The organism is Streptomyces sp. BBFR51, assembly GCF_044591655.1.
Classification (GTDB): Bacteria; Actinomycetota; Actinomycetes; order Streptomycetales; family Streptomycetaceae; genus Streptomyces.
Genome location: NZ_CP172448.1, coordinates 6,020,097 through 6,042,797, shown reverse-complemented (window position 1 = coordinate 6,042,797; position 22,701 = coordinate 6,020,097). Strand labels below are relative to the sequence as shown.

Below are 22,701 nucleotides of genomic sequence, written 5' to 3'. Positions count from 1 at the left end.
CCGGGAGGGCCGGCCTACTCCACGCCGACCAGCAGCAGCGCGCCCTGCCGGCCGCCCCGGTAGACGACCGTGTCGACGGCGAGGTAGGCCTCGCGGACGCGTGCCTCCAGCTGGTCGGCGACGGCCTGGGGCGCCTCGTCGCCGAGGACGAGGGTGACCAGCTCCCCGCCGGCCGACAGCATGCGTTCCAGGACGGTCGCGGCGACCTCCGCGACGTCCGCGCCGATCACGGCCACGTCGCCGTCGATGAGGCCGAGGACGTCGCCGGCCTGGCAGATGCCCGCCGTGGTCCAGGACTGGCGTTCGGCGACGGTGACCTCGGCGTGGCGGGTGGCGCCGGCGGCCGAGGTCATCGCCACCACGTCCTCGTCGAAACGCCGCTCGGAGGCGTGCACGGCGAGCGCGGCGATGCCCTGGACGGCGGAACGGGTCGGGATGAGGGCGACGCGGATGCCCTCGGTGCGGGCCTGCTCGGCCGCGGCGGCGGCGGTGTGCCGCAGCTCGGCGTCGTTGGGCAGCAGCACGACCTCGCGCGCGTGCGCCCGCCGGACGGCCTGGACCAGTTCGCCGCTCGCGGGCGGCTCCCCCGGGCGCGCGAGCAGCGTGGTCGCGCCGGCCTCGGTGTAGAGCGCCGCCAGCCCCTCCCCCGGTACGACGGCCACCACAGCGCGCTGGGTCCGCTCCCGGGGCGGGCGCTCGGTCCCGGTGGTGTGCGCGTCGCCGTGCCCGAAGTGGGTGATGCGGATCCGGTACGGCCGCCCGGCCTCGACGCCCGCCTCCACGGCGGCGCCCGCGTCGTCGACGTGCACGTGGACGTTCCACAGTCCGTCGCCGCCGACCACGACGAGCGAGTCCCCGAGGCCGTCGAGCCGCTGCCGAAGCCGTGCCACGGCCGCGTCCTCGGCCTCCAGGAGGTAGATCACCTCGAAGGCGGGCGCGTTCTCCTCGCCTTCCGGTGCGGCGCACTCCCCCGCGGGGCCCTCGCCGCCGTGCTCCACGCGCGCGTGCGGCAGGGCGAGCGGTCCCGGCGCCCGGCCCGTGAAGGTCTCCACCAGCGCCGCGAGGACCGTCACCAGACCGTGTCCGCCGGCGTCGACCACTCCGGCGCGCTCCAGGACGGGCAGCTGGTCCGGGGTGGCGGCGAGCGCCGCGCGGGCGCCCTCGTAGGCCGCGCGGGCCACGTCCGCGCAGTCGCCCTCCGCGTCGTCGGCCGCGTCGGCGGCGGCCGAGGCGACGGTCAGGACGGTGCCCTCGACCGGGTGGGCCACGGCCTGCCGGGCGGACGCGGCGGCGTGCCGCAGGGCCAGCCGCAGGCCGGTGCCCTCGGTGTGGGCCGCCTCACCCCGCGCGGTGAGCACCTGGGCCATGCCGCGCAGCAGCTGCGCCAGGATCGTCCCGGAGTTGCCCCGCGCGCCGATCAGCGCCCCGTGCGCCATCGCACCCACGGCATCCGCCAGCGAGGGCCCGCCGTGCGCGTCCGGCGCCCCCGCGTCCACCTCGTGCGCGGCGAACACGGCCTCCACGGCGGCGACGGCCGACTCGACGGTCAGGTAGAGGTTGGTGCCGGTGTCCCCGTCGGCGACGGGATAGACGTTGATGGCGTCGATCTCCTCACGCGCCCGTCCCAGCGCGCGCAGCGACAGACCGCACCAGGTACGCACCGCCAGAGCGTCGAAGAACCTCTGCGGCACCTGCGCCACCTGCGCCTCCCTGAGCTGCGGACGTGGCTGGCAGCGTAGACCGTGGGAGGGGGCCCACCGGAAGAGGGCCGGGGCGGGCCCCTGAGCTGCCGTGGTAGTTTCGTTGTACGGGAGCAGCCGTTGTATGCTGCTCCGGTTGCCCGATCCCGATCGGGCTCTCCCCCTGGCACCGCCACTCAGATCCCGGACCGTTCGCGACTCCGAGAGCTTGATCCCGGCATGCCGGGATCAACCGTAAGTGCATCTGAAGTCTTTGGAGTGACCCGTGGCTGCCAACTGCGACGTCTGCGGCAAGGGGCCGGGCTTCGGCAACAACATCTCGCACTCGCACCGCCGTACGTCCCGTCGCTGGAACCCGAACATCCAGCGTGTGCGTACCGTGGTGGGCGGGACGCCGAAGCGCGTGAACGCTTGCACCTCGTGCATCAAGGCCGGCAAGGTCTCGCGCTGACGCATCAGCTGAGCGCGCGGCCACTGCCTGGTCCGCTGCACGGAGCCGGTCCACCTCGGGTGGGCCGGCTTTTTGCCGTGCCCAAAATCTCCGCGGTGCCGGGATGCTCCGCCGTGCCAGAATCCCGGGAATGCGCTTCGGCATCCTCGGCCCTCTGGACATCCGTACCGACGACGGCACTTCCGTCGACCCCGGCGGCCCCCGTCCGCGAGCGCTGCTGACCCTGCTGCTCCTCGACGCGGGCCGCACGGTCCCGTCGGCCCGGCTGATCGACGGCCTGTACGGCACCGAGCCGCCCGCCGGTGCCGCCAACGCCCTCCAGTCGCAGATCTCCCGGCTTCGGGGGCGGCTCACTCCGCACACGCACATCGAGGGCAGCGGCGCGGGCTACCGCGTCGTCACACCGCCCGAATCCATCGACAGCCACGTATTCGAACGCCTGTCCGGTGAGGGGCGTGCCGCTCTCGCCGCCGGTGATCCCGCGCGCGCGGCGGCCGGGTTGCGTGAAGCGCTCGCGCTGTGGCGCGGCCCGGCACTGCCCGACCTGCCGCTGGCACCCGCCGAGGCGGCGCGGCTCACGGAGCTGCGGCTGACCGCCGTACAGGACCGTGTCGAGGCGGATCTGGCGCTCGGCGGCGGTCCGGAGCTGGTTCCCGAACTGCGGGGACTGCTGGCCACGCATCCCTTGAGCGAGCGGCTTTACGGGCAGCTGATGCGGGCCCTGCACGCGGGCGGGCGGCCCGCCGAGGCGCTGACGGTGTTCGAGGAGGCACGGCGCACGCTGGCCGAGCAGCTGGGCACCGACCCGTCACCCGAGCTGTCCGCGCTCCACGGCGAACTGCTCCGGGGACACACCGCCGCCGCCCCGCGCCGCCCCCGCCTCCCCGCCCAGCTGACCCGCTTCGTCGGCCGGGACGCCGAGCTGGACCGCATCACCGCCCTGTTCGCCGAGGCCCGCCTGGTCACGCTCACCGGGCCCGGCGGCACCGGCAAGACGCGGCTCGCGATCGAGGCGGCCGGCCGGTGCGGTACGCCGGGCTCCCGGGCGGACGTCTGCTTCGTCGAGCTGGCGCCCCTCACCGACGGCGCGCAGATCCCGTACGCCGTACTCACGGCACTCGGTGTGCGTGAGGGCTTTCGCAACACGGGCGCGGACACCACGGAGCGGTTGCTGACCGCCCTGGAGGACCGGGAGCCGCTGCTCGTGCTCGACAACTGCGAGCACCTCGTCGACGCGGCCGCGGAGCTGACGGCGCTGCTGCTGGGTGCCTGCCCCGGAGTGCGGATCCTCGCCACCAGCCGTGAGGGCCTAGGGATCACCGGCGAGGCCCTGGTGCCGGTTCCGCCGCTGTCGCCGCGCCCGTCGGTCGAGCTGTTCCTGGAACGCGCGCGTGCGGTGCGCCCCGGCTTCGACGGCCACGCGCGCGTGCCGGAGATCTGCGCGGCGCTGGACGGGCTGCCCCTGGCCATCGAACTGGCGGCCGCCCGGCTGCGCACCCTCGCGCCGGACGAGCTGGCCGACCGCCTGGACGACCGTTTCCGTCTCCTCAGTCGCGGCGACCGTTCCAAGGCGCCCCGGCACCGCACGCTGCGCGCCGTCGTCGAGTGGAGCTGGGATCTGCTGGACGAGGAGGAGCGTGAGCTGGCCCGGCGGCTGACGGTCTTCACCGGGGGCGCCACGCTGGAGGCCGTGGAGGCCGTGTGCGGGGTGCCGCACCCGGAGGATCTGCTGGCCTCGCTGGTGGAGAAGTCGCTCCTGGAGCACCTGCCCCAGGGCCGCTACCGGATGCTCGAGACCCTCCGCGCGTTCGCGGCCGAGGGCCTGACCGGCCGGGACGGGCTGCGCGACGCGCACGCGGCGTACTTCCTGGATCTGGCCGAGCGGGCGGAGCCGCGGCTGCGCACCGGCGGTCAGCTGCCCTGGCTGGCCCGGCTCACGGCCGAGCTGGGCAACCTGGACGCGGCCCAGCGGCATCTCACGGACACCGCCCCTCGCGACGCCCTGCGGCTCATGGCCGTCCTGACCTGGTTCCGCCGGCTGCGCGGGCAGCACGGCGAACAGGTGCCGCGGGCCCGCGCGCTGCTGGCGGCCGTGGGGGACGAGCCGCCGGAGGGACTGACCGAGGAGTACGCACTGTGCGCGATGAACGCGGTCGCGGTGGACGCGGACGACCCGGCCGAGACCGAACGGGTCGCGCGCGTGGCGGCGGTGATGGAGTCGCTGGACCGGCCGCTGCGGCTGCCGTTCGCCGTCGTGCTGCACTCCCTCACCTGCGGGCCCACGCTCGTGCAGGACGCCCTGCCGAGGGTCCAGGTCGGCAGGCGGCCCTGGGGGCTGGCGCTGCTCGAGATGGGCATCGGCTACCAGGAGCTGTTCGCGGGCCGGGCCGACGAGGCGGAGGCCGCCTTCGCCCGTTCCCTGGCCGGCTTCCGTGCCACCGGGGACCGCTGGGGCATGGCCAACTGCCTCGACCCGCTGGGCGGCTTCGCGAACCGGAGGGGCGCCTACGACCAGGCCCTCGAACTGCTCGACGAGGGCCTGGCCCTGGTGCGGGAGCTGGAGGCGCCCGAGGAGACCGCGGACCTGCTGCGCTCCCGTGCGCTCGTACTGCTGCACCGGGGCGAGCCCGAGGAGGCCGCCACGCACTTCACGCGCTCCGCGGCGCTCGCGCGCACGGCCGGTGCCGGTGACAAGGTGGCCAGCGCCCGGCGTGGCCTCGGTGACGTGGCCCGGCTGTCCGGTGACACGGCACGCGCGCGCGTGGAGTACGAGAACGCGCTGCGGCTGTGCGCCGCCAACTGGTTCAGCACCGGTGAGTCGGTCCGCATCCTGGTGGGCCTGGGCCGCACGGCCGGCGCGGAGGGCGACGTGGAGGCGGCCGGCGACTGGCTGGAGCAGGCCCGCGTGCTCGCCCTCGACTCCCCCGACGTGCTCGCCCTCGCGGAGGTCGCCGAGTCCCTGTCCGCGCTCGCCCCCGACCCGGAGCGGGCCGCCGAACTGCTCGGCGCGGCCACGGGCCTGCGCGGCGCCCCGGCCCCCGGCGACCCCGACGCCGCCCGCACCGAGCGGGACGTCCGCGCCCGGCTGGCCCCCGAGGCGTACGACCGCGCCTTCGAGCGGGGGCGTGGGCTGCGCTCCGCGTCCCTGAGCGGGCGGTAGGCGCCCCGCCCCGCGGTAAGCCCCCGTGACCGCGCGGTAGGCGGACGGTGCGCGAACGGTCAGCGGCACCGTCGAGGCTCGTTGCCATGACGAACACAGACCGTCTCGGCCACCTCACCGTCCTGATCTCCGGCGCCGGCGTCGCCGGGCCCGCCCTCGCTCTCGGCCTCGCCAGGTACGGCGCCCGCGTCACCGTCGTCGAGAAGGCACCCGCCCTGCGCGGGGACGGCTTCGCCGTCGACTTCCGGGGACACGTCCACCGGACCGTGCTGACCGCCATGGACGTCTGGGAGGAGATCCACGCCCGCCAGACCCACATGGGCCGGCAGACCGTCGTCGACGCCGACGGCACCCCGCGTGTGGACCTGCCCGCCCAGATGATGAGCGGGGACGTCGAGATCTTCCGCGGCGAACTGGCGAAGATCCTCCACGAGCGCACGAAGGACACCGTCGAGTACGTCTTCGGCGACTCGGTCGCCACGCTCGACGACACCCCGGACGGCGTGGACGTCACCTTCGAGCGCGGCGCGCCCCGCCGCTTCGACCTCGTCGTCGGCGCCGACGGCCTGCACTCGCGCACCCGCCACCTGGTCTTCGGCGACGAAACCCACTACCTGCGCTTCCTTGACCACTACGTGGCCGGCTTCGGCATCCCCAACCACCTCGGCCTCGACCGCGCCGGCCGCCTCTACAGCGAGCCCGGCCGGGCGGTGTGCGTGGGCAACTACGACGGCGACTCGGAGCGCGCCGGCGCCCTGCTGGTCTTCCGCTCGGAGCAGTTGGCGTACGACCGGGGTGACGTGGCCGCGCAGAAGCGGATCCTGCGCGAGCGGTTCGCGGGGATGGGCTGGGAGACCCCGGACGTGCTGAAGGCGCTGGAGGAGTCCGACGACCTGTACTTCGACGCGATCGCGCAGATCCACGTCGACCGTCTCGCCAAGGGGCGCGTCGCGCTGCTCGGTGACGCCGGGTACGGCGCCACCATGGGCGGCATGGGCACGGGCGTGGCGATCGTCGGCGCCCACGTCCTCGCCGGGGAACTCGCCCTGGCGGGCGGCGACCACCGCACCGCGTTCGCCGAGTACGAGACGCGGATCCGGGACTTCGCCAAGGGCTGCCAGAAGATCTCCGGCAACGCGGGCCCGTTCTTCGCCCCGCCCACCGAGCGCCGTATCCGCAGCCGCGACCGCATGTACCGGCTGCTGAGCTCCCGGCTGCTGGCCGGCTTCTTCAAGCGGCTCACGGAGAAGGCCGCCACGGGCATCGAGCTCAGGGAGTATCCCGCCTGAGCGCCCAGCCGTGGTCCACCGGACCGATGCCGCCGCCGAGCGGGAACCCGGCCGCGATCGCCCCGGTGACGTACTCCTTGGCCGCCGCCACCGCCTCCGGTACCGACTGCCCCTTCGCCAGCCCGCAGGCCACGGCCGAGGCGAGGGTGCAGCCCGTGCCGTGCGTGTGCCGGTTGTCCAGGCGGGGGGCGCGCAGCCAGTGTTCCTCGGAGCCGTCGGTGAGCAGGTCGACGGCGTCGCCGGCGAGGTGGCCGCCCTTGATCAGCGCCCAGCGCGGCCCGTACTCCAGCACGGCGGCCGCGGCCCGGCGCAGATCGGTGTCCGACTCGACCCGTACGCCGGTGAGTTGGGCGACCTCGTCGAGGTTCGGCGTGGCGACGGTCGCCACCGGCAGGAGCCTGGTGCGCACCGAGTCCAGCGCGGAGGCGGCGAGCAGCGCGTCCCCGTGCTTGGAGACGCCGACCGGGTCGACGACGGCCGGGGCGTCCGTGCCGCCGATCAACTCCGCGACGGCCTCCACCAGTTCCGCGGAGGAGAGCATCCCGGTCTTGACCGCCTGGACGCCGATGTCGTCCACGACGCTGCGGTACTGGGCCCGCACCGCCGCCACGGGCAGCTCCCAGGCGCCGTGCACGCCCAGGGAGTTCTGCGCGGTGACCGCGGTGAGCACGCTCATGCCGTGCGTGCCGAGGGCGAGCATCGTCTTCAGGTCGGCCTGGATGCCGGCGCCGCCGCCGGAGTCGGAGCCCGCCACGGTGAGGACCAGGGGCGGGACGGCGGGCGGGACCGCGGGCGGCGGTGTCACGACTCCACGTCCCCGCCGAAGTGGTCCCAGCCGCCCTTGCTGGTCCACGGCGCCCCGTCCACGGTCACCTGGGGCAGCGCCGAGGGGTTGAGCACCTCGCCGATGACCTTCCAGCGGGCGGGGAGCTTCACGTCGGGCGGGAAGGTCGCCACGATCGCGTGGTCCTCTCCCCCGGTGAGCACCCACTGCATGGGGTCGACGCCGACGGCCTGGCCGATGTCGTTCATCTGGGAGGGGATGTCGATCTGACCGGAGCGGACGTCGATCCTGACCTTGCTGGCCTCGGCGATGTGCCCCAGGTCGGCGATGAGCCCGTCGCTCACGTCGCACATGGCGGTGGCGCCGAGGCCGGCGGCGGCCGGGCCCGCGTGGTAGGGCGGCTCGGGGCGGCGGTGGGCCTCGACGAAAGCGCGCGGCGAGCGGAAACCGCGGGAGAGCACGGCGAACCCGGCGGCGGACCAGCCCAGCCAGCCGGTCACCGCGACGAGGTCGCCGGGCTGGGCGCCGCCCCGGGTGACGGGCTCCTGGTTGCGCAGGTCGCCCAGCGCGGTGATGGAGACGGTGATGGTGTCGCCGCGCACCACGTCGCCGCCGACCACCGAGGCGCCCGCGACCTGGCATTCGTCGCGCAGCCCGTCCATCAGCTCGGTCGGCCAGGTCACCGGCAGTTCGGCGGGCACGACCAGGCCGAGCAGCAGCGCGGTCGGCACGGCCCCCATGGCGGCGATGTCGGCCAGGTTCTGCGCCGCCGCCTTGCGGCCCACGTCGTACGCGGTGGACCAGTCGCGGCGGAAATGCCGCCCCTCCACCAGGATGTCGGTGCTGGCCACCACCCTGCGGTCGGGTGCGGCCACCACCGCGGCGTCGTCGCCGGGACCGACCCGGACCGCCGGGGTGGTGGTGAGACGGGAGGTGAGCTCCCTGATGAGCCCGAACTCCCCCAGCTCACCAACAGTGCCCTTCATCGCCTTGGCTCCCCTTCTGTCCCTGTCCGTGCCCGGTCGCGCGTCATCTCTGTCCTCGTTACGGTCGAAATGACCGTCGTCACGGTCGGCGTGTTCGTCAACTCGTGTCATTCCGGCACCCCGGCGCGCGAGGCCCGCGGCCCGCGGGTCTCCCCGCGGAGAGCGGCTACGCGATACCGTGGCGTTCCTTTTCCCCACATGATCCTCGTGGCCGCTCTGGAGGTTCCGTGGTACAGGCGTACATCCTGATCCAGACGGAGGTCGGCAAGGCGTCGACCGTCGCCGAGACGATCAGCAAGATCCCTGGAGTGATCCAGGCCGAGGACGTGACAGGACCTTACGACGTCATCGTCCGCGCCCAGTCCGACACCGTCGACGAACTGGGTCGCATGGTGGTCGCCAAGGTCCAGCAAGTGGACGGCATCACCCGTACTCTGACCTGTCCGGTCGTCCATCTCTAGCCCCCTCTCCGCCCGCTCGCTCGCGCACCGTTGATCGTCGCCGCAGGCTGCTCCTCAGCAGACGACAGCGAGTCTGCGGCGGTTCCCGGCCGGAGCGCGGGATCGCCAAGCTGTGGCGTAACCCTGACAACCGGACAAGGCGCTGCCGCCTGCGGGCAGCGGGCTGGGGAAACCCGCTGATCATACTGCGAGAAGGCGATCCCCGAGGGGATCGCCTTCTCGGTCGTGCGAGGGGGAGGCTCAGCGCAGTCCCGTGGGCCGCCGCAGCGCCGCCTGGACCAGCCGGTCGACCAGCTCCGGGTAGCTCACGCCGCTGGCCTGCCACATCTGCGGGTACATGGAGATCGGCGTGAAGCCGGGCATGGTGTTGATCTCGTTGATGACGAACTCGTCGTCCTCGGTGAGGAAGAAGTCCGCGCGCACCAGCCCCTCGCAGGAGGCCGCGTCGAAGGCCGCCACGGCGAGCCGCTGGACCTCGGCGGTCTCCTCGGCCGTGAGCGGGGCCGGTACGACGCCGGGCGTGGAGTCGATGTACTTGGCCTCGAAGTCGTAGTACGCGTGCTCCGTGGGCGGCGGGATCTCGGCGGGAACGGAGGCACGGGGGCCGTCCTCGAACTCCAGCACCCCGCATTCGATCTCCCGGCCCCGCAGCGCCGCCTCGATGAGGATCTTCGGGTCGTGGCGCCGGGCCTCCTCGATCGCCTCGTCGAGGCCGGAGAGGTCGTCGACCTTGGTGATGCCGATCGAGGAACCCGCGCGCGCGGGTTTCACGAACAGCGGCCAGCCGTGCTCCCCGGCGAAGTCGACGATCTTCTTGCGGGCGCCGGAACGGTCCTGCTCCCACTCACGGGGCCGGATCACCACGTACGGGCCGACCTTGAGACCGTAGGAGGTGAAGACCGCCTTCATGTACTCCTTGTCCTGGCCGACGGCCGAGGCGAGCACGCCCGCGCCGACGTAGGGCACACCGGACAGTTCCAGCAGGCCCTGGAGGGTGCCGTCCTCGCCGTACGGGCCGTGCAGCACGGGGAAGACGACGTCGACCTCGCCCAGCGCCTTGGGCACCGAGCCGGGTTCGCTGTAGACGACTTCACGGTTCGCGGGGTCGACGGGCAGCAGCACGCCTCCCTCGGTCGACTCGGCGAGTTCCTCGACGTCGGGCGTACGGCGTTCGGTGATCGCCATGCGTTCCGGTTCGTCGGCGGTGAGGGCCCAGCGGCCGTCTCTGGTGATGCCGATCGGCAGGACGTCGTACCGCGTGCGGTCGATGGCCGCGAGGACGGCGCCGGCGGTGACCACGGAGATCCCGTGTTCGGAGCTGCGCCCGCCGAACACGACGGCCACACGCGGCTTGCGAGGCGGCTGCTCGGGGCTCTGGGGGAGGTTCTCGGTGCTCATATCGCGTTGAGAGTACCCGCCCGTGGGGCCCCGAGACAGCGTCGGCGGGGCCGCGTGGCGCGGGTGGACGCCCGGGTTCCGTCCGGGGTCGCTCAGCGTCGTTCGGGCTTCGCGCTGCGCGACATCAACTCCTTCACGGCGACCACCGGGGACATGCCCTCGTGCACGATGGCGACGACGGTCTCGGTGATCGGCATGTCGACGCCGTGCCTGCGGGCCAGATCCAGCACCGACTCGCAGGACTTGACGCCCTCGGCGGTCTGCTTGGTGACCGCGATGGTCTCCTGGAGGGTCATGCCCCTGCCGAGGTTGGTGCCGAAGGTGTGGTTGCGCGACAGCGGCGAGGAGCAGGTCGCCACCAGGTCGCCCAGACCGGCCAGTCCGGAGAAGGTCAGCGGGTCGGCGCCGAGGGCGACCCCGAGTCGGGTGGTCTCGGCGAGGCCGCGGGTGATGAGGGAGCCCTTGGCGTTGTCGCCGAGGCCCATGCCGTCCGCGATGCCGACGGCGAGACCGATCACGTTCTTCACGGCGCCGCCCAGCTCGCAGCCGACGACGTCGGTGTTGGTGTAGGGGCGGAAGTACGGGGTGTGGCAGGCGGTCTGGAGGCGCTGGGCGACGGACTCGTCGGGGCAGGCGACCACGGCGGCGGCCGGCATGCGGGCGGCGATCTCACGGGCCAGGTTGGGGCCGGTGACCACGGCGATGCGCTCGGCGCCGACCTTGGCGACGTCCCCGATCACCTCGCTCATCCGCATCGCGGAGCCGAGTTCGACGCCTTTCATCAGCGACACGAGGACCGTGCCGGGCGCCAGCAGCGGCGTCCAGTCGGCCAGGTTGGCGCGCAGCGTCTGGGACGGGACGGCGAGGACGGTGAAGTCGGCGTCGCGCGCGGCCTCGGCGGCGTCGGTGGTGGCCCGCAGGCCCGCGGGGAGTTCCACGCCGGGCAGGTAGTCCGGGTTGGTCCGGGTGGAGTTGACGGCGTCGGCGAGTTCGGCGCGGCGCCCCCACAGGGTGACGTCGCACCCCGCGTCGGCGAGGACCGCGCCGAAGGCGGTGCCCCAGGATCCGGTGCCGAAGACGGCCGCCCTGACCGGCTTGCTCACGTGCTCTGCCCTTCTGCCTGCGGTCCCTGTGTCCGTGTCCTTGTCGGCCGCGGCTGCGTCTGCTGTGACTGCGTCCGGCGCCGCTGCTCGATCCGCTCGCGGCGGGGGTCGTAGGGGGTTTCGGGCGCCTTCTCGCCGCGGATCTCCTCCAGCTGGCGGGTGACGGCGGCCATGATGACCTCGGTGGCCTCCTTCAACAGCTCCGCGGTCATCTCCTTGCCGTAGAACCGCGCCAGGTCGACCGGCGGGCCGGCCAGCACCTGGTGGGTCTTGCGCGGCAGGAGGCTGGGCTTCTTGGCGTAGGGCGGCAGGAGTTCGTTGCAGCCCCACTGGGCGACCGGGATCACCGGGCACCTGGTCTGGAGGGCGACGCGCGCGGCACCGGTCTTGGCGGTCATCGGCCAGCCGTCCGGGTCGCGGGTGAGGGTGCCCTCGGGGTAGAAGGCGACGCACTCGCCGCGCTCCACGGCGTCGATCGCGGCCCGGAAGGCGCTCAGCGCGTCCGTGCTCTCGCGGTAGACGGGGATCTGCCCGGTGCCCCGCATCGCTGCGCCGACGAAGCCCTTCCGGAAAAGGCCGCTCTTCGCCAGGAATCGCGGGACGCGCCCGGTGTTGTACTGGTAGTGCGCGTACGCGAAGGGGTCGACGTGCGAATTGTGGTTCACGGCGGTGATAAATCCACCCTCGGCCGGAATGTTCTCCATTCCCCGCCAGTCCCGCTTGATCAGAACCACCAGCGGCGGTTTGCAGATCACCGCGGCCAGGCGGTACCAGAAGCCGATTCTGCGGCGGGGCACGCTGACACCTTTCCTCCAGGGCCTGGGGCCGGACAAGTGTCGCCCCGGGCCGCCCGTCTGTCGAGAACACCGTACGCCCCGAAGAGTGAACCGCCAGGTCCCCCAGGTGACAATGACGGCGACGAGATAAGGACGGAACGCTCGTGCAGTGGACCTTGGTCGTACCCGTGAAGCCCCTTGCCCGGGCCAAGAGCAGGCTGTCGGACACCGCGGACGACGGGGTGCGGCCGGGGCTCGCGCTGGCGTTCGCACAGGACACCGTGGCGGCCGCGCTGGCCTGCCCGGAGGTCGCGGATGTGGCAGTCGTCACGGACGACGCACGGGCCGGACGGGAGCTCGCTGCGCTCGGTGCGGGCGTGGTCGCGGACGAGCCCGGCGACGGTCTGAACGCCGCGCTGGCGCACGGAGCGGCCGTGGTACGGGCGGCGCGGCCCGAAAGTCCGGTGGCCGCGCTCAACGCCGATCTCCCCGCACTGCGGCCCGCCGAATTGGCGCGGGTACTGGCGGCGGCCGCACAATTCCCGCGCGCCTTTCTCCCCGACGCGGCCGGAATCGGCACCACCTTGCTGGCCGCGGCGCCGGGCTGTGAATTGGCCCCCGCTTTCGGCCCGGATTCGCGGGCCCTTCACCGGGCCTCCGGCGCGGTGGAACTACGCCTCGCCGCGGTGGATTCCGTACGGCAGGACGTCGACACCGGCGATGATCTTCGCACCGCGCTGGCGCTGGGGGTGGGCCCCCGTACGGCCGCGGTGACGGCGCGCCTGCTGATCGCCGGGCAGTAGGCTGCCGGCATGCAGGCGACCGCTTACACGTACGACCCCGTAAGCCGCAGCGGGCAGGTGCTGCTCGACGACGGCACGCCCGTGCCCTTCGACGCGGCGGCGTTCGACGCGGGGGGCCTGAGGCTGCTGCGGCCCGGGCAGCGGGTGCGGATCGAGACCGAGGGCGTGGGCGACACGGGCGGCACGGACACGGACACGAGCCGCCGGATCACGCTGGTGACACTGCAGACGTTCTGATCCGCGGGGGTCTTCCCGCCGGACCCCGGACACGCCGCGGGCCGGACTCCGAGAGGGAGTCCGGCCCGGCGCGTGAGTGCCCCTGTGCCCGTTCGCCTGCTGCTGCCTGCTACTTCTTGCGGGCGGTGGCCTTCTTGGCGGTGGTCTTGCGGGCGGTCGACTTCTTGGCCGGGGCCTTCTTGGCGGTCGCCTTCTTCGCCGGGGCCTTCTTGGCCGCGGTCTTCTTCGCCGCCGCCGTGGTGCTCTTGGCCGCGGACTTCTTGGCGGTGGTCTTCTTCGCCGTGGTCTTGGCGGCGCCGGTGGTCTTCTTCGCGGTCGCCTTCTTCGCCGCCGCGGACGTCTTCTTGGCCGTGGCCTTCTTCGCGGCGCCCGTGGCCTTCTTGGCGGCGGCCTTCTTGCCCGCGGCCTTGGAGATGGTGGGCGGCGGGCCGGACAGGCTGCCCTTGGGGGCCTTCTTGACCGCGATGTCGTTCTTCGGAAGCTTCTTCGAGCCGCTCACCAGGTCCTTGAAGCCCTGACCCGCGCGGAAGCGCGGCACGGAGGTCTTCTTGACCCGAACCCGCTCTCCCGTCTGAGGGTTGCGGGCGTAGCGGGCCGGACGGTCGACCTTCTCGAAGGAACCGAAGCCGGTGACCGAGACCCGGTCGCCCGCGACGACCGCACGGACGAGGGCGTCCAGGACCGCGTCGACAGCGTCGGCGGCCTGCTGCCGTCCGCCCACCTTGTCGGCAATCGCTTCTACGAGCTGCGCCTTGTTCACGTCTTCCCCTTCGGAGACATCGCCAGAACGAATGTGTTCAAGCTTTTTCGCACGTTAGGCAGATATATACCGCAAATCAAACACGAAACGGGCTAATCACCCTTGTGCCGCAACGGACTCGGGCTGTCCCGGTCTGTTCAGCCTTCCTCTTCGGGGAATCGACCCGCGTCGAGGTCGGCGGTGAACCGATCCAGGCGCCCTGCCGCACCGGCGAGATCGTGTTTGGCCGCGGCCGTAATGACCAGCAGCTTCCGGGTCAGCGCCATCCGTACGCCCTCCGGGACTTGCAGTGCGCGCACTCTTGTGTGCGCTTCCTTGAGCCGGACCGCGACCGCCGTATAGAGCTCGAGTTGGCCGTCGTGTTCCATGCACAGATTGTGCCATCTGGGGCGAGTTGTCGCCTGCGCAGGGGGCAACTGCCGCCTCAAACGGCCTTCCGGGCACACCCGGAAGCCAAGCCTTCATGAGGTGCGTACCCCGGCAACAACGCCTCTAACGTGGGAAGTTGTACGCCACATCCGTGACGGCGGGACGCGAGCGGGCCCGAAAACGGCCGTACCCCCGATCGGGCTGATCGGGGGTACGTCGGGGGTGTTGGGTGGCCGAAACTCGACCTTGTGGAGCCTCCTGGAACCCGGTGGGGGCCCCGGCGCCGGGTCAGACCTGGACGGTCTGCGGCTTGAACGGCGGGCGCTTCGCCTCGTACGCGGCGATGTCCGCCTCGTTCCGCAGGGTGATCGAGATGTCGTCCAGCCCGTTCAGCAGCCGCCAGCGGGAGTTCTCGTCCAGCTCGAAGGCGGCCGTGACACCCTCGGCGCGGACCTCGCGGGCCTCCAGGTCGACCGTGATCTCGGCCTGGGGGTCCTTGTCCGTGAGCTCCCACAGCGCGTCCACGGTCTTCTGGTCGAGGACCACCGTGAGCAGGCCGTTCTTCAGCGAGTTGCCGCGGAAGATGTCGGCGAAACGGGAGGAGATCACCGTCTTGAAGCCGTAGTTCTGCAGCGCCCAGACGGCGTGCTCGCGCGAGGAGCCGGTGCCGAAGTCGGGGCCGGCGACCAGCACCGTGGCGCCCCGGCGCTCGGGCAGGTTGAGCACGAACTCCGGGTCCTTGCGCCAGGCCTCGAACAGCCCGTCCTCGAACCCGTCCCGGGTCACCTTCTTGAGCCAGTGGGCGGGGATGATCTGGTCGGTGTCGACGTTGCTGCGGCGCAGCGGGACGGCCCGGCCGGTGTGCTTGGTGAACGCTTCCATGACTCTCAGACTCCAGCGGGCGTGGGGACGTCGGCGGCGGACAGGTCGGCCGGGGAGGCCAGGTGGCCCAGGACCGCCGTCGCGGCCGCGACCTGCGGGGACACCAGGTGGGTGCGGCCGCCCTTGCCCTGGCGCCCCTCGAAGTTGCGGTTGGACGTGGACGCGGAGCGCTCACCGGGGGCCAGCTGGTCCGGGTTCATGCCCAGACACATCGAGCAGCCCGCGTGCCGCCATTCGGCGCCGGCCTCCTTGAAGACCACGTCCAGACCCTCGGAGACGGCCTGGAGCCCCACCCGCGCGGAGCCCGGGACGACCAGCATGCGTACGCCGTCGGCGACTTTGCGGTCCCGGACGATCTCGGCGGCGGCGCGGAGGTCCTCGATGCGGCCGTTGGTGCAGGAACCTACGAAGACGGTGTCCACCCGGATGGAGCGCAGCGGCTGTCCGGCCTCCAACCCCATGTACTCCAGGGCCTTTTCGGCGGCGAAGCGCTCCGAAGCGTCTTCGTACGAAGCCGGGTCGGGGACGGCGGCGGACAGCTGCGCACCCTGGCCGGGGTTGGTGCCCCAGGTGACGAACGGGGCCAGCTCGGCGGCCTCGATGACTACCTCGGCGTCGAACTCCGCGTCGTCATCGGTGCGCAGCGTCTTCCAGTACTCCACCGCGGCGTCCCAGTCCGCGCCCTCGGGGGCGTGCGGGCGGCCCTGGAGGTAGGCGAAGGTGGTCTCGTCGGGGGCGATCATGCCCGCGCGGGCGCCGGCCTCGATCGACATGTTGCAGATGGTCATCCGGGCCTCCATCGAGAGCTTCTCGATGGCCTCGCCGCGGTACTCCAGGATGTAGCCCTGGCCGCCGCCGGTGCCGATCTTCGCGATGATCGCCAGGATCAGGTCCTTGGCCGTGACGCCGTCGGGCAGTTCGCCGTTGACGGTGATCGCCATGGTCTTCGGGCGGGCCAACGGCAGCGTCTGGGTGGCCAGCACGTGCTCGACCTGGGAGGTGCCGATGCCGAACGCCAGCGCGCCGAAGGCACCGTGCGTGGAGGTGTGCGAGTCGCCGCAGACCACGGTGGTGCCGGGCTGGGTCAGGCCCAGCTGCGGGCCGACGACGTGCACGACGCCCTGCTCGACGTCGCCCAGCGGGTGCAGCCGGACGCCGAAATCCGCGCAGTTCTTGCGCAGCGTCTCCAGCTGGGCCCGGGAGACCGGGTCCGCGATGGGCTTGTCGATGTCGAGCGTCGGGGTGTTGTGGTCCTCGGTGGCGATGGTCAGGTCGAGCCGGCGCACCGGACGGCCGCTCTTGCGGAGGCCGTCGAAGGCCTGCGGGCTGGTCACCTCGTGCAGCAGGTGCAGATCGATGAAGAGGAGGTCGGGCTCGCCCTCGGCGCGCCGGACGACATGGTCGTCCCAGACCTTCTCCGCGAGTGTCCTACCCATCGCTTTCCCTCCGGCCGGCGACAACGCGCCGACCCAACTAGAGATCTTGGGGAAGCGGTGCCCTCACCCCTGTGTTTCCGGGCAACCGCCACCAGGCCCTTTCGTCACGGGCCGTTGTGACTTCGTGCCATCCAGAGTGGCGCGTTCCACGGAAAATTGAACTTGCGTTTCACAGAGTGAGACGGGAGTATCGTTTCATGGACAACAGTAGCGGCGTCGGCGTTCTGGACAAGGCGGCCCTCGTCCTGAGCGCTCTGGAGTCCGGTCCGGCCACCCTCGCGGGGTTGGTCGGTGCGACCGGACTGGCACGACCCACGGCCCACCGCCTGGCCGTGGCGCTGGAACACCACCGTATGGTGGCGCGCGACATGCAGGGCCGCTTCATCCTCGGCCCGCGCCTGGCCGAACTGGCCGCGGCGGCCGGCGAGGACCGCCTGCTCGCCACGGCGGGGCCGGTCCTCACCCACCTGCGCGACATCACGGGCGAGAGCGCCCAGCTCTACCGCCGCCAGGGCGACATGCGCATCTGTGTGGCCGCGGCCGAGCGGCTGTCGGGCCTCAGGGACACCGTCCCGGTCGGCTCCACGCTCACCATGAAGGCCGGCTCCTCGGCGCAGATCCTGATGGCCTGGGAGGAGCCCGAGCGCCTCCACCGCGGTCTTCAGGGCGCCCGCTTCACGGCGACGGCCCTGTCCGGCGTGCGCCGCCGCGGCTGGGCCCAGTCGATCGGCGAGCGCGAGCCCGGCGTCGCGTCCGTCTCCGCGCCGGTGCGCGGCCCCTCCAACCGCGTGGTGGCCGCCGTGTCCGTCTCCGGCCCCATCGAGCGCCTCACCCGCCACCCCGGCCGTATGCACGCGCAGGCGATCATCGACGCCGCGGGCCGCCTCTCCGAGGCGCTGCGCCGCACCGGCTGACCACCCAGGACACCTGACCGGTAACGGGCCCGCCTCAACGCCGCGGCGGGCCCCGCTCCGTTCTCAGGCCCTGTCCGGGGCCTCTTCCCCGGCGCTCGCGCTCTTCTTCGACCGATACGCGAACCGGTCCTGCGCCCGCTTGCCCCGCCGCTCGAGCGGCACCTGTCCGTGCGCCGCCGCGAGGCCGAAGACGGGCATGTCCGCGTAGATCGACTCGTACGACCCCTCGGGCACGACGTACGCCTCGTGCCACAGCCCCACGTGCCCGCGGGCCTTCCCCGCCCGTTCCTTGCGGTTGATGATCGCCCAGGCCCGGTGGTGGAACATGTCGGGCGAGTGCGCGTAGCGGTAGAGCTTCTCCTTGGACTCCCAGTACTGGACGACGTAGTACGTCCGCGGTGACGCCGTCAGCAGGACGTGTCCCAGCAGTCCGCGTTCCGGGTCCTTCGCCAGCTCGCGGAGCATGCGCGGCATCGCGAGTAGGACCGGCAGCCAGTGGTGCACGGCCCAGAAGTGGTTGATCCGCATGCCGATCAGCAGGACGGTCACGTCCCCCTCGGCCGCGGCGGTGGTACGGGCCACGAGCGCGGTCTTGCCCGGCATTGACGCCTCCCCGTGTTGGTGAGCTGCACTGTCCAAGTACTCCTGCTTAGATAGTGGCGCTATCCGATGAGGGGTGCAAGGGATGCGACTGGCCGACCTGAGCGCGCGCAGCGGGGTTTCCACCGCGACGATCAAGTACTACCTGCGCGAGGGGCTGTTGCCGCCGGGCCGGCAGCTCAACGCGACCACGGCCGAGTACGACGAGGGCCATCTGCGCCGGCTGCGGCTGGTGCGGGCGCTGATCCAGGTGGGCAAGATCCCGGTGGCGACGGCCCGGGAGGTGCTGGGCCACGTCGACGACGTGTCGCTGGGCCGGACCATCCGGATCGGGGCCGCCATGTGGGCGCTGCCGCAGGAGGCCGAGCCGGACGAGGAGGACCCGGACGTGGTGGCCGCACGGGCGGAGGCGGACCGGCTGCTGGAGCGGCTGGGCTGGGAGTCGGCCCGCGAACTGGCCTCCCTCTCCCCCGTCCACCGCTCGCTCGTGGTGGCGATGGCCACGCTGCGCCGTCTCGGCTATCCCTGGGACGCGGAACTGCTGGCGCCGTACGGGGCGTTGATGCACGAGGTGGCCCGGCGGGACCTGGACTTCCTGGAGAGCCACGCCTCGGAGGCGGAGAAGGTCGAGATGGCCGTCGCGGCCGCGGTGCTCTTCGAGCCGGCGCTGCGGGCCCTGCACCGGCTGGCGCAGGAGGAGGAGACGACGCGGCGGTACGGGATCGAGTGAACGCGGGTGGGCGGCCGGTCGAACGCCGAAGGGGGCTCCCGCCGAAGCGGAAGCCCCCTTGGGACTCTGGTACCCCCGACCGGATTCGAACCGGCGCTACCGCCTTGAGAGGGCGGCGTGCTAGGCCGCTACACAACGGGGGCGTGGATCTTGCGAGCGTTCAGTGCTGCACCGCCGCAGATCCGAGCTGGTCTACCAGGACTCGAACCTAGACTAACTGAACCAGAATCAGTCGTGCTGCCAATTACACCATAGACCAATGTGGTTTAGACCAGTTCGTACCCCCGACCGGATTCGAACCGGCGCTACCGCCTTGAGAGGGCGGCGTGCTAGGCCGCTACACAACGGGGGCCCTAGCGATCCTGCATCAAAGACAGCGGGAGCGACCCAAGCTGTCCTCGCGGGAAGGATCTGTACCCCCGACCGGATTCGAACCGGCGCTACCGCCTTGAGAGGGCGGCGTGCTAGGCCGCTACACAACGGGGGCTTTGCGGATGGTGATCCGCGGCGCAGATAAGCTCTGCGAGCTGGCCTACCAGGACTCGAACCTAGACTAACGGAACCAGAAACCGTCGTGCTGCCAATTACACCATAGGCCACTGAAACGCAACCCCCGTCGGAGGTCTTGTCTTAGCGTGCGCCTCCGGATTTCTGACCTTTCGGCCCGTTCTCCGGCGGCGCAGGAAGAACATTACCTGAAGGTGGACGGGGCTCCAAAACGGGTATCGGCGCCGAGCAGCGCGGGAAGTTCGGCGAGGGAGGCGATGCGACGCGGCCCGGCCGGGGGGTCGACGGTCGCGTACACGCCGCCGCGGTCGATCCATACGGAGAGCAACCCGGCGTCGGAGGCGCCGCGTCCGTCGATCTCCGGATGGTCCCCGACGTAGGCCACCTCGGACGGGCTGAGGCCGAGGGCGTCGCAGGCCGCGAGGAAGGCTCCGGCCTCGGGTTTGGAGACGCCCAGCTCGGCGGCGCACAGGATGGCCTCGAAGCGGTCGTGCACACCGAGGACGCGCAGCTTGCGGTCCTGGACGGTCAGGCTGGAGTTGGAGAGCACGGCGTGCCGGTGGCTGTCGGCGAGGGCGTCGAGGACGGGCATGACGTCCGGGAAGAGGGACCAGGCGGCCTCGTAGTGCGTGACGTAGCGCTGGAACCAGTCGTCGGCTTCGGCATCCGTCAGCTCGGGCCGACCCAGGAAGACCCGGGTGCGATCCCGCCGCTGTGTGACGAAGTCCACCTCGCCGGCCGAGAAACGCGCCCACTGCTGGTCGGTGATCTCGCGCCACCGCACGAGGGCCTCCTCCGCCGATCCGTACCCGGCGAGGAGCCCCTCGGCGACCAGGTGGGCACGCATGCCCTCGCGGTCGGCGGTGGTGTAGTCGAAAAGTGTGTCGTCGACGTCCCAGACCACGGCGCGAATGCTCATGATCCGACGGTAACGCCGGGGCGGGGCGGTCGGGGTGCTCGTCGGCGCTCTGGTCACGGACGGATGCCGAAGCGTGCGGAGGCCGACGCACAGCGGAGTGACCAGGGGCAGCACCCGGAGTTCCGAGTGCCGCCCCTTGCTTCCTTCTGCTCTACGAGCGCGTGCGTTACGCCGCGAGCCTCGCCAGCGCCGCGTCGATCCGGGCCAGGGCCTTCTCCTTGCCCAGGACCTCCAGGGACTCGAAGAGGGGCAGGCCGACCGTGCGGCCGGTGACGGCGACGCGGACGGGGGCCTGGGCCTTGCCGAGTTTGAGGCCGTGGGCCTCGCCGGCGGCCAGGACGGCCTCCTTGAGGGATTCGGGGGACGTCCAGTCGGCGGCGTCGAGCTTCTCGCGCGCCGTGCTCAGGAGCGCGTCCGAACCCTCCTTCATCGCCTTCGTCCAGCTCGCCTCGTCGAAGACCGGCTCCGGCAGGAACAGGAAGTCGACGTTGTCGGTGATCTCGGAGAGCACCTTCACGCGGGTCTGCGCGTGCGGCGCGATCGTCTGCCACTTGGCCTCGTCGAAGTCCTCGGGCGCCCAGGGGGCGGCGGGGGCCTTCAGCCAGGGGCGGCAGCGCTCGGTGAAGTCCTTGATCTCCAGCAGGCGGATGTGGTCGGCGTTGATCGCCTCGCACTTCTTCAGGTCGAAGCGGGCCGGGTTGGGGTTGACGTCCGAGACGTCGAAGGCCGCGACCATCTCCTCGATGGTGAAGATGTCCTGGTCGGCGGAGAGCGACCAGCCGAGCAGGGAGAGGTAGTTGAGCAGGCCCTCGGGGAGGAAGCCGCGCTCCCGGTAGAGGTTGAGGCTCGACTGGGGGTCGCGCTTGGACAGCTTCTTGTTGCCCTCGCCCATGACGTACGGGAGGTGGCCGAAGGCGGGGATCTCCTTGGCGACGCCCAGCTCGATCAGCGCCTTGTACAGGGCGATCTGGCGCGGGGTGGAGGAGAGGAGGTCCTCGCCGCGCAGGACGTGGGTGATCTCCATCAGGGCGTCGTCGACCGGGTTGACGAGCGTGTAGAGGGGGGCGCCGTTGGCGCGGACGATGCCGTAGTCCGGGACGTTCTCCGGGAGGTAGGTGATCTCGCCGCGGACCAGGTCCGTGAAGGTGAGCGCCTCATCGGGCATCCGGAAGCGGACGATGGGCTCGCGGCCCTGCGCCTTGTACTCCTCGGCCTGGGCGTCGGTCAGGTCGCGGCAGTGGCCGTCGTAGCCGGAGGGCTTGCCGGCGGCGCGGGCGGCCTCGCGGCGGGTGTCCAGCTCCTCCTGGGAGCAGTAGCAGCGGTAGGCGCGGCCGGCGTCCAGGAGCTTGTGAGCGACGTCCTTGTAGATGTCCATGCGCTGCGACTGGCGGTACGGCGCGTGCGGCCCGCCGATCTCGGGGCCCTCGTCCCAGTCGAAGCCCAGCCAGCGCATCGAGTCCAGCAGCTGGTCGTACGACTCCTCGGAGTCGCGGGCCGCGTCGGTGTCCTCGATGCGGAAGACCAGCGTGCCCTGCTGGTGCCGGGCGAACGCCCAGTTGAACAGGGCGGTGCGGACCAGGCCCACGTGGGGGTTACCGGTGGGCGAGGGGCAGAAACGGACGCGTACGGGGGAGCCGGGTGCGCTAGCCACGCTTGACAACCTTGTTGGTGAGAGTGCCGATGCCTTCGATGGTGACGGCGACCTCGTCGCCGACGTTGAGGGGGCCGACGCCGGCCGGGGTGCCCGTGAGAATCACGTCGCCCGGGAGCAGCGTCATCGCCTCGGAGATGTTGACGATCAGGTCCTCGATGGAGTGGATCATCTCGCTGGTGCGGCCGAGCTGGCGCTGGCCGCCGTTGACCGTGAGCTGGATGGTGAGGTCGCTCGGGTCCAGTTCGGTCTCCACCCAGGGGCCCAGCGGGCAGGAGGAGTCGAAGCCCTTGGCCCTGGCCCACTGCTTCTCGCGGCGCTGCACGTCGCGGGCGGTGACGTCGTTGGCGCAGGTGTAGCCGAAGATCACGTCCTTGACGCGTTCGCGCGGGACCTCGCGGCACATGCGGCCGATGACGACGGCGAGTTCGGCCTCGTGGTGCAGTTCCTCGGAGAAGGAGGGGTACTGGATGGCGTCGCCGGGCCCGATCACCGAGGTGGACGGCTTGAAGAAGGCGAACGGGGCGTCGGGCACCTCGTTGCCGAGTTCGCGGGCGTGCTCGGCGTAGTTGCGGCCGAAGGCGACGACCTTGTTGGGGAGTACCGGCGGCAGGAGCCGCACCTTGCTCAGGGGCACCTTGGTGCCGGAGAGCTCGAAGTCCGCGAACGGGATGCCCTTGATGATGTCGAGGACGAGCTGGTCCGGCTGGTCGCCCTCGACCGCGCCGAAGGCGACGTTCCCGTCGATGGAGAACCTGGCGATGCGCACGGGTTGCTTGGCCCCT

Annotated in this window: 22 protein-coding genes and 5 tRNA genes; 8 read left to right on the top strand and 19 right to left on the bottom strand. The window is 71.9% G+C overall.

Going from position 1 to position 22,701, the window contains the following annotated elements; all coding sequences use genetic code 11:
* Positions 1-14: 14 nt before the first annotated feature.
* Complete coding sequence (locus ACGH7X_RS27745; RefSeq protein ID WP_399889497.1) at positions 15-1,700, bottom strand: DAK2 domain-containing protein; 1,686 nt, start codon at positions 1,698-1,700, stop codon at positions 15-17.
* Positions 1,701-1,965: 265 nt separating this feature from the next.
* On the opposite strand from ACGH7X_RS27745, the gene rpmB reads away from it, so the two are divergent.
* From rpmB to ACGH7X_RS27730, 3 genes are all read left to right on the top strand, one after another.
* The gene (rpmB, locus tag ACGH7X_RS27740) at positions 1,966-2,151 is read left to right on the top strand and encodes a 50S ribosomal protein L28 (protein ID WP_003993230.1); all 186 of its coding nucleotides are present in this window, start codon (positions 1,966-1,968) and stop codon (positions 2,149-2,151) included.
* Between the two features lie 130 nt (positions 2,152-2,281).
* On the top strand, positions 2,282-5,311 hold the full coding sequence (locus ACGH7X_RS27735; protein WP_399889494.1) for an ATP-binding protein: 3,030 nt from the start codon (positions 2,282-2,284) through the stop codon (positions 5,309-5,311).
* Positions 5,312-5,397: 86 nt separating this feature from the next.
* Positions 5,398-6,600 (top strand): FAD-dependent monooxygenase, encoded by a 1,203-nt coding sequence (locus tag ACGH7X_RS27730; protein ID WP_399889491.1) that lies wholly within the window; start codon positions 5,398-5,400, stop codon positions 6,598-6,600.
* Here the strand turns inward: ACGH7X_RS27730 and thiD are convergent.
* Positions 6,581-7,405 carry a bifunctional hydroxymethylpyrimidine kinase/phosphomethylpyrimidine kinase gene (gene thiD, locus ACGH7X_RS27725; RefSeq protein WP_399889488.1) on the bottom strand — a complete coding sequence of 275 codons (825 nt, stop codon included), beginning with the start codon at positions 7,403-7,405 and terminating at the stop codon, positions 6,581-6,583. The two genes, ACGH7X_RS27730 and thiD, sit on opposite strands and share 20 nt — an antisense overlap.
* Positions 7,402-8,370: a thiamine-phosphate kinase gene (locus tag ACGH7X_RS27720; protein ID WP_052838407.1), complete on the bottom strand. Its 969-nt coding sequence runs from the start codon at positions 8,368-8,370 to the stop codon at positions 7,402-7,404. Before ACGH7X_RS27720 ends, thiD begins: the two co-directional genes overlap by 4 nt.
* A 227-nt stretch (positions 8,371-8,597) precedes the next feature.
* Here ACGH7X_RS27720 and ACGH7X_RS27715 point away from each other — a divergent pair, with 227 nt between their 5' ends.
* The gene (locus ACGH7X_RS27715; protein ID WP_019328745.1) at positions 8,598-8,831 is read left to right on the top strand and encodes an Lrp/AsnC family transcriptional regulator; all 234 of its coding nucleotides are present in this window, start codon (positions 8,598-8,600) and stop codon (positions 8,829-8,831) included.
* Between the two features lie 240 nt (positions 8,832-9,071).
* Here the strand turns inward: ACGH7X_RS27715 and ACGH7X_RS27710 are convergent, their stop codons facing one another.
* The 3 genes from ACGH7X_RS27710 to ACGH7X_RS27700 form a co-directional block, all read right to left on the bottom strand.
* Entirely contained in the window at positions 9,072-10,229 is a 1,158-nt protein-coding gene (locus ACGH7X_RS27710; protein ID WP_399889485.1) for a D-alanine--D-alanine ligase family protein, read from the bottom strand.
* 92 nt (positions 10,230-10,321) lie between these two features.
* Positions 10,322-11,332, bottom strand: a complete 1,011-nt coding sequence (locus tag ACGH7X_RS27705; RefSeq protein WP_399889482.1) for an NAD(P)H-dependent glycerol-3-phosphate dehydrogenase — start codon at positions 11,330-11,332, stop codon at positions 10,322-10,324.
* On the bottom strand, positions 11,329-12,129 hold the full coding sequence (locus ACGH7X_RS27700) for a lysophospholipid acyltransferase family protein (protein WP_399889479.1): 801 nt from the start codon (positions 12,127-12,129) through the stop codon (positions 11,329-11,331). The genes ACGH7X_RS27705 and ACGH7X_RS27700 overlap by 4 nt, the downstream gene beginning before the upstream one ends.
* Before the next feature lie 143 nt (positions 12,130-12,272).
* Between ACGH7X_RS27700 and cofC the strand changes: the two genes are divergently transcribed.
* Together cofC and ACGH7X_RS27690 are read left to right on the top strand one after the other, a co-directional pair.
* Positions 12,273-12,911, top strand: coding sequence for a 2-phospho-L-lactate guanylyltransferase (cofC, locus tag ACGH7X_RS27695; RefSeq protein WP_399889476.1), 639 nt, complete (start codon positions 12,273-12,275; stop codon positions 12,909-12,911).
* Between the two features lie 9 nt (positions 12,912-12,920).
* Positions 12,921-13,148, top strand: a complete 228-nt coding sequence (locus ACGH7X_RS27690; RefSeq protein WP_399889473.1) for a hypothetical protein — start codon at positions 12,921-12,923, stop codon at positions 13,146-13,148.
* Between the two features lie 109 nt (positions 13,149-13,257).
* Here ACGH7X_RS27690 and ACGH7X_RS27685 read toward each other — a convergent pair whose 3' ends face one another.
* The 4 genes from ACGH7X_RS27685 to leuC all read right to left on the bottom strand — a co-directional run bounded on the left by ACGH7X_RS27685 (position 13,258) and on the right by leuC (position 16,595).
* Positions 13,258-13,908, bottom strand: a complete 651-nt coding sequence (locus tag ACGH7X_RS27685; protein WP_399889470.1) for an HU family DNA-binding protein — start codon at positions 13,906-13,908, stop codon at positions 13,258-13,260.
* A 137-nt stretch (positions 13,909-14,045) separates the two neighbouring features.
* Entirely contained in the window at positions 14,046-14,276 is a 231-nt protein-coding gene (locus ACGH7X_RS27680; RefSeq protein ID WP_399889467.1) for a hypothetical protein, read from the bottom strand.
* Between the two features lie 289 nt (positions 14,277-14,565).
* Positions 14,566-15,159, bottom strand: a complete 594-nt coding sequence (gene leuD, locus ACGH7X_RS27675) for a 3-isopropylmalate dehydratase small subunit (RefSeq protein ID WP_399889464.1) — start codon at positions 15,157-15,159, stop codon at positions 14,566-14,568.
* A gap of 5 nt (positions 15,160-15,164) precedes the next feature.
* Positions 15,165-16,595 carry a 3-isopropylmalate dehydratase large subunit gene (leuC, locus tag ACGH7X_RS27670; RefSeq protein WP_399889461.1) on the bottom strand — a complete coding sequence of 477 codons (1,431 nt, stop codon included), beginning with the start codon at positions 16,593-16,595 and terminating at the stop codon, positions 15,165-15,167.
* 197 nt (positions 16,596-16,792) lie between these two features.
* Here leuC and ndgR point away from each other — a divergent pair, with 197 nt between their 5' ends.
* A complete protein-coding gene (ndgR, locus tag ACGH7X_RS27665; RefSeq protein WP_055421783.1) occupies positions 16,793-17,509 on the top strand; it encodes an IclR family transcriptional regulator NdgR in 717 nt (238 codons plus the stop codon).
* A 63-nt stretch (positions 17,510-17,572) separates the two neighbouring features.
* Here the strand turns inward: ndgR and ACGH7X_RS27660 are convergent, their stop codons facing one another.
* Positions 17,573-18,112, bottom strand: a complete 540-nt coding sequence (locus ACGH7X_RS27660) for a DUF4188 domain-containing protein (RefSeq protein WP_399889457.1) — start codon at positions 18,110-18,112, stop codon at positions 17,573-17,575.
* Positions 18,113-18,194: 82 nt separating this feature from the next.
* Here ACGH7X_RS27660 and ACGH7X_RS27655 point away from each other — a divergent pair, with 82 nt between their 5' ends.
* Positions 18,195-18,839, top strand: coding sequence for a MerR family transcriptional regulator (locus tag ACGH7X_RS27655; protein WP_399889454.1), 645 nt, complete (start codon positions 18,195-18,197; stop codon positions 18,837-18,839).
* A gap of 67 nt (positions 18,840-18,906) precedes the next feature.
* On the opposite strand, the gene ACGH7X_RS27650 is transcribed toward ACGH7X_RS27655, so the two are convergent.
* From ACGH7X_RS27650 to ACGH7X_RS27615, 8 genes are all read right to left on the bottom strand, one after another.
* Positions 18,907-18,982: transfer RNA gene (locus ACGH7X_RS27650), tRNA-Glu, on the bottom strand.
* A 44-nt stretch (positions 18,983-19,026) separates the two neighbouring features.
* Positions 19,027-19,098 (bottom strand) — tRNA-Gln (locus ACGH7X_RS27645).
* A 20-nt stretch (positions 19,099-19,118) separates the two neighbouring features.
* A tRNA-Glu gene (locus ACGH7X_RS27640) sits at positions 19,119-19,191 on the bottom strand.
* A 62-nt stretch (positions 19,192-19,253) separates the two neighbouring features.
* Positions 19,254-19,326, bottom strand: a tRNA-Glu gene (locus tag ACGH7X_RS27635).
* A 40-nt stretch (positions 19,327-19,366) separates the two neighbouring features.
* Positions 19,367-19,438 (bottom strand) — tRNA-Gln (locus ACGH7X_RS27630).
* Positions 19,439-19,530: 92 nt separating this feature from the next.
* The gene (locus ACGH7X_RS27625) at positions 19,531-20,265 is read right to left on the bottom strand and encodes an HAD family hydrolase (protein ID WP_399889451.1); all 735 of its coding nucleotides are present in this window, start codon (positions 20,263-20,265) and stop codon (positions 19,531-19,533) included.
* 166 nt (positions 20,266-20,431) lie between these two features.
* Positions 20,432-21,916 carry a glutamate--tRNA ligase gene (gltX, locus tag ACGH7X_RS27620; RefSeq protein WP_399889448.1) on the bottom strand — a complete coding sequence of 495 codons (1,485 nt, stop codon included), beginning with the start codon at positions 21,914-21,916 and terminating at the stop codon, positions 20,432-20,434.
* On the bottom strand, positions 21,909-22,685 hold the full coding sequence (locus ACGH7X_RS27615) for a fumarylacetoacetate hydrolase family protein (protein ID WP_399889445.1): 777 nt from the start codon (positions 22,683-22,685) through the stop codon (positions 21,909-21,911). The genes gltX and ACGH7X_RS27615 overlap by 8 nt, the downstream gene beginning before the upstream one ends.
* Positions 22,686-22,701 lie beyond the last annotated feature (16 nt).

What these genes read in the sequence shown, in the direction of transcription:
- ACGH7X_RS27735 (WP_399889494.1), top strand. Translation starts at nt 2,282, where the DNA reads ATGCGCTTCGGCATCCTCGGCCCTCTGGACATCCGTACCGACGACGGC.
- ACGH7X_RS27730 (WP_399889491.1), top strand. Translation starts at nt 5,398, where the DNA reads ATGACGAACACAGACCGTCTCGGCCACCTCACCGTCCTGATCTCCGGC.
- ACGH7X_RS27720 (WP_052838407.1), bottom strand. Translation starts at nt 8,370, where the DNA reads ATGAAGGGCACTGTTGGTGAGCTGGGGGAGTTCGGGCTCATCAGGGAG.
- ACGH7X_RS27710 (WP_399889485.1), bottom strand. Translation starts at nt 10,229, where the DNA reads ATGAGCACCGAGAACCTCCCCCAGAGCCCCGAGCAGCCGCCTCGCAAG.
- ACGH7X_RS27690 (WP_399889473.1), top strand. Translation starts at nt 12,921, where the DNA reads ATGCAGGCGACCGCTTACACGTACGACCCCGTAAGCCGCAGCGGGCAG.
- ACGH7X_RS27680 (WP_399889467.1), bottom strand. Translation starts at nt 14,276, where the DNA reads ATGGAACACGACGGCCAACTCGAGCTCTATACGGCGGTCGCGGTCCGG.
- leuD (WP_399889464.1), bottom strand. Translation starts at nt 15,159, where the DNA reads ATGGAAGCGTTCACCAAGCACACCGGCCGGGCCGTCCCGCTGCGCCGC.
- leuC (WP_399889461.1), bottom strand. Translation starts at nt 16,595, where the DNA reads ATGGGTAGGACACTCGCGGAGAAGGTCTGGGACGACCATGTCGTCCGG.
- ndgR (WP_055421783.1), top strand. Translation starts at nt 16,793, where the DNA reads ATGGACAACAGTAGCGGCGTCGGCGTTCTGGACAAGGCGGCCCTCGTC.
- ACGH7X_RS27660 (WP_399889457.1), bottom strand. Translation starts at nt 18,112, where the DNA reads ATGCCGGGCAAGACCGCGCTCGTGGCCCGTACCACCGCCGCGGCCGAG.
- ACGH7X_RS27655 (WP_399889454.1), top strand. Translation starts at nt 18,195, where the DNA reads ATGCGACTGGCCGACCTGAGCGCGCGCAGCGGGGTTTCCACCGCGACG.
- ACGH7X_RS27625 (WP_399889451.1), bottom strand. Translation starts at nt 20,265, where the DNA reads ATGAGCATTCGCGCCGTGGTCTGGGACGTCGACGACACACTTTTCGAC.